The sequence below is a fragment of the Candidatus Neomarinimicrobiota bacterium genome, from assembly GCA_041862535.1.
Lineage (GTDB): Bacteria > Fidelibacterota > Marinisomatia > SCGC-AAA003-L08 > TS1B11.
Genome location: JBGVTM010000258.1, coordinates 1 through 4,017 on the forward strand (window position 1 = coordinate 1; position 4,017 = coordinate 4,017).

Annotated in this window: 4 protein-coding genes; all 4 read left to right on the forward strand. The window is 49.1% G+C overall.

The features are described 5' to 3' along the window. The first annotated feature begins 287 nt into the window (after nt 1-287). Nucleotides 288-2,234, forward strand: a complete 1,947-nt coding sequence (locus tag ACETWG_09490) for an FAD-dependent oxidoreductase (GenBank protein MFB0516818.1) — start codon at nt 288-290, stop codon at nt 2,232-2,234. A gap of 54 nt (nt 2,235-2,288) precedes the next feature. Continuing rightward, nucleotides 2,289-2,609: a ferredoxin family protein gene (locus tag ACETWG_09495; protein MFB0516819.1), complete on the forward strand. Its 321-nt coding sequence runs from the start codon at nt 2,289-2,291 to the stop codon at nt 2,607-2,609. Between the two features lie 154 nt (nt 2,610-2,763). Beyond that, nucleotides 2,764-3,207, forward strand: a complete 444-nt coding sequence (locus tag ACETWG_09500; GenBank protein MFB0516820.1) for an Rrf2 family transcriptional regulator — start codon at nt 2,764-2,766, stop codon at nt 3,205-3,207. Nucleotides 3,208-3,257: 50 nt separating this feature from the next. Then, nucleotides 3,258-4,017, forward strand: a 760-nt coding sequence (locus ACETWG_09505) for a ThiF family adenylyltransferase (GenBank protein MFB0516821.1), incomplete at its 3' end; no start/stop codon positions are given.

Here is a 4,017-nt window from a genome sequence, read left to right on the forward strand (position 1 = left end):
TGGGTATCAACGATAAATCTTCCTAATTTCATTTTCTCCCTCCATTAGTTTATTTGTTCGCTGAACCATCGGATTGAATATGGTTCCGTTTATATCAACCTCCAGTTCTTTATTGTCGTAGGCTGAATATGTCATTCCTGGTAACAAGTGCCTACTGTGATATTTGCTAGCAGTATATTATAGTATATTGTATACTAATATGATAGTATTAGTAAAGACATCGTTATATCTTGGAACGAATATTTTGCAACTGCGGCTACCGACAATATGCTTAAGGAGTGATAATAATGGCTGATTATCAGGAGTTTACAAAAAAGGGTGCCCCCGAATGGCCTTATCCGGTGAACTATGGCCAGGAGAGTGAAGTCAGCACTGATATCCTCGTGATCGGTGGTGGCATATCGGGATGTCACGCAGCGATAAATGCCGCAAAAAGAGGAGTGAAGGTAACAGTTGTCGAGAAGGGGGCTACGGTAAGAAGTGGCAGCGGAGGGGCTGGGGTTGACCACTGGGGTGACGCGTTTACCAACCCGTGTTCCAAGGTGACTCCCGATCGAGTTGCAGAAGCGCCCAGGCGTGAAGGTTCTATTCCCACTTACAACAATGGAATCTTTCGCTACATCACGATGAGGGAATCCTGGGATGCCCTTCTTGATGTGGAGAAAATGGGACTTGAGTTTAGAGATGTCAAAGATGAGTTCGCAGGTGCTCCCTTCCGGGATGATGAGACCAAGATAATGTTTGCCTATGATTATGAGGGCAGAACCAACATACGCATTCGTGGGGGTGCGAGAATCAAACCTATAATGCATAAAGAGATGAAACGGCTGGGCATAAGAATCTATGACCGCGTTATGGCGACAAGTCTGCTGACTGAAGGAGGTAAGCCGGGTGCTAGGGTTATCGGCGCTATGGGAGTAAATGTAAGGACCGGCAAGTTCTATATCTTTAAGGCGAAAGCGGTTATACTCACCGCCGCCCAATTTTCCGGCATCTGGGTGTTCTCAACAGAATTGGCGGGGTCTGCTGCTCACCTCGACGACCCCAACTGCGTTGGTGATGGCAGTGCCATGGCTTGGAAAGCCGGGGCTGAATTTACCCTAATGGAGAGAAGCAGAGGGCCGGTAGCCGGCGGATTTGGCTGGCCACGTTTCGGCGTCGGGAGTCCGACCAATACTTGGTACCCGTGCACGATAGTTGATGCCAATGGTAAAGAAGTGCCCTGGGTCGACAGGAAAGGGAATGTACTGGAAACTGTGGCAGAACGCACCCGTGGCTGGCAGTCTGCTCAGCCAACCCCTGACTTGCCCGAACTGATAAAAAAGGGCGAATATATCCTTCCGCTATATGCCGATTTGCCGGGTATGCCAGAATATGAGCGGAAGGCGATTTTCGGCCTTATGGTGGGTAACGAGGGTAAGACCCGCGTCCCGATATACCAAGTCTATACCCAGGCTGGATTCGACCCGGACAAGGACATGCTTCAGGCACCAGTTATCTCCCGAGAAGCCGGGGGAGAAGGACTGGGACCGCCAATGTGGCGCAGCGGCGCTGTTGGGGGAGGATGGTCAGGTGGTGGAGTGGTTGTCGACTGGAACCTCAGGACAAACCTGGAGGGTTTATACGCAGCAGGGAATCAAGTTGGCGGTTGTGGGGGAGGACACCCCGGTGCAGCCACCACCGGCAGATACGCCGGCAGACAAGCTGCCGCTTATGCCAAAAATGCTGCCGATTCTGTCCCTGACAGGAGTCAGATAGATAATGAGAAAGCTCGTGTATATGAAGCTGTAGGGAGAGACGGTGATATCGGCTGGAAAGAATTGCACGCCGGTATAACCAGAGTCATGCAGATATATTGTGGCGAATACAAAAGCGAACAGATGCTCAAAATGGGACAGTGGTGGCTCAATAGCATTAAAGAAAGTGAAGCTGCCCGGACTTATGTCAGGAACCCTCACGAGCTGGTTCGCTACCTGGAATGCCTGACCCGCATCACCATCAGCGAAATGATTATACATGCCTCACTGGCTCGCAAAGCCAGCAGCCGTCCCCTCGACTTCAAACGGGTTGACTATCCGGATATGGACCCGCCTGAGTGGAACAAGTTTATTACCATCAGGCTGGAAGATGGCGAAGTTAAGATTGGTGATTTACCTTCAAACTTCTGGGTATCACCACCCAACGCGGCTACTCACCGGGAAAATTATGAAAAACACTGCGGTCTTGACGATTAACTCTGTGAGTTCTTAAAACGGAGGAGATAAATGAGGATACCTAACAAGGCATATATGGTCCCCAATCCGCTAACACCGTGCCTGTCGGTTAGAATCGACCCTGAGCTTTGCATCGGGTGCAATGTATGTGCCGACCAGTGCCGGATCGATGTTATGGTACACAACCCCAAGAAGGGCGGGCCGCCCATTGTGCTCTATCCGGACGAGTGCTGGTTCTGCGGCACCTGTGTTGAAGACTGCCCGGTGCCTGGAGCAATCAGAATGGAGCATCCGCTAAACCAGAGAGTAGGCTGGAAGCGTAAAGACACGGGTGAATACTTCCGGATTGGAATGAAAAATCCACCGCCTCCCAATACTAGGCCACCGATAGGCTAATATCCAAAAGAGACGCTCAATAGAATCTCTTAAGACTGATTTTATCACGGGAATAGCAGACAAAGGGCTGTAGAGTGACATAAACTTGACATTCTTTCTATTGTATGTTATTGTATACTAAGTTGATCATAATAGTAAACAATGAGCTATGTAAATGAAACTCTCTACTAAGGGACGATATGCAACTAGGGCGCTATTAGATATAGCGCTTCACCAACAAGATAGACCAGTGCAGTTAAAAGATATAGCCCAGAGGCAGCAAATATCACTACTGTATCTGGAACATTTAATCACTCCCCTGATAGCTGGGGGTATATTGCTGAGTACCAGAGGTGCTAAAGGCGGGGTCTCGTTAGTCAAACCCCCTGAAGATATAAGATTGAGCGAGGTCATTAAACTTGTTGAGGGCTCAATTGCCCCGGTGGATTGCATTGATAATCCAGGGATATGTAACCGTTCCTCCGCTTGTGCTACCCGAGACATCTGGGGTGAGCTGAAAAAAGCGATGGAAGGAGTTTTGCAGTCTACAACCTTGCAGGATTTGGTCGAGCGACAAAAAAGAAAAGAACAGCCGGAAGAGGTTATGTATAACATCTAGGTCTGGTGTCTAATAGTCGGCACCACTTGCTTAGAAGGAGGCAAGACACCGTGATTGATAGGTATTCAAGACAAACCCTTTTCCCTGGTATAGGTGAGGAAGGGCAAAAGAAACTGGGCAAGAGCTATGCCGTCATCATTGGTTGCGGAGCCCTGGGCACGGTTATTGCCACTTCTCTGGTGCGAGCTGGGCTTGGTAAAGTAAAGATTGTAGACAGGGATTTTATTGAGTACCACAACTTACAGCGGCAGGTCATTTTTAGTGAAGAGGATATAGAAGCTGGATTGCCGAAGGCAATAGCCGCTGAACGGCACCTGAATAAAGTGAACTCGTCCGTTGAAGTTGAAGGAGTAGTTGCCGATGTGAACTACGCCAATATCGAGAGGCTTGTTGCCGGTGCCGATTTGATTTTAGATGGGCTGGATAATCTTGAAACCCGCCTCCTTATAAATGATGTTTCCTTAAAGCATAATATCCCGTGGGTATACGGTGGAGCCATATCTTCCTACGGAATGACCATGAATATTATCCCGAATAAGACTGCCTGTTTCCGATGTCTCCAGGCCGGGGCGGGTGGTGCAGGCATAGCACTGACCTGCGACACGGCTGGGGTAATCAGCCCCGCTCCCTTTGTTATCGGCTCTCTGCAAACTGCCGAGGCAATGAAGATATTAATTGGAGCTAAAGAAGTAAATCAGGACCTTATCATGATTGATGTCTGGAGAGGCGAATTTGAGCGCATCAGAATTGCCCAGCGTACAGATTGCCCGGCCTGTCGGGGCGAATACGAGTTTCTAGAGGCGAGGTTCG